The sequence below is a fragment of the Francisella sp. SYW-9 genome (assembly GCF_008711465.1).
Lineage (GTDB): Bacteria > Pseudomonadota > Gammaproteobacteria > Francisellales > Francisellaceae > Francisella.
This window is the reverse complement of sequence record NZ_VXKQ01000040.1, coordinates 1-738: the sequence shown is the minus strand read 5'-3', so window position 1 is coordinate 738 and position 738 is coordinate 1. Positions and strand designations below refer to the sequence as shown.

Below are 738 nucleotides of genomic sequence, written 5' to 3'. Positions count from 1 at the left end.
AAGAAAAAGAAAGAAAAAGAGAGAAAAAAAAAAAAAAAGAAAAAGAAAGAATAAATAGAAAAGAAGGAATAAAAGAAAAAGATAAAGTAGATAATAAATAAAGAGATTGAAGAAAAGGAGATGAAAGAAAAATAGTGTAAAAAAAATAAATAAAAAAAAAAAGAAAAAAGAAAAAAAAGAAAAAGAAAAAGAAAAAAAAAAAGAAAAAAATAGAAGAAAAAAGAAAAAGAAAAAGAAAAAAAAAAAAAAAAAAATAAAAATAAAAAAAAAAAAAAAAAAAAAGAAAAAAGAGAAAAAAAAAAGAAAGAAAAAGGAAAAGGAAAAAGGAAGAAGAAAAAAAAAAAGAGAGAAGAAGAGAAGAGGAAAGAAGAAGTGTAAGAAAGAAAAGAAAGAAAAAAGAAGACAACAGAGAAAGGAGTAAAGGAAAAAGAAAAAAAAAAGAAGAAGAAGAAAAAAGAAGAGAAAGTGAAGAAGAAGAAGAAGAAGAAGAAGGAAAAGGAGAAAAAAAGAAGAGAAAGGAGATAAGAAGTGAGAACATACGATCTCAGTGCAAAGTGGAAACAGGGTAAAGCAATAAAAGGAACAATGAAGAAAGATGTATTTGCGAAAGATTGGTTTATAAAGACAGAAAAAGAAGTAGAGAATGTAAATATGACAACTGTACAAAAAGGAATAATAACAAAAGAAGTACCAACTGTAGCACCATCACCTGGAGTAAACTGTAATACATCTTTTGGT

At 24.4% G+C, this 738-nt stretch carries 1 protein-coding gene; it reads left to right on the top strand.

Going from position 1 to position 738, the window contains the following annotated elements; translation table 11 throughout:
- Positions 1-528: 528 nt before the first annotated feature.
- On the top strand, positions 529-738 hold a 210-nt coding region (locus F3D62_RS12810; protein WP_191092616.1), incomplete at its 3' end, for a hypothetical protein.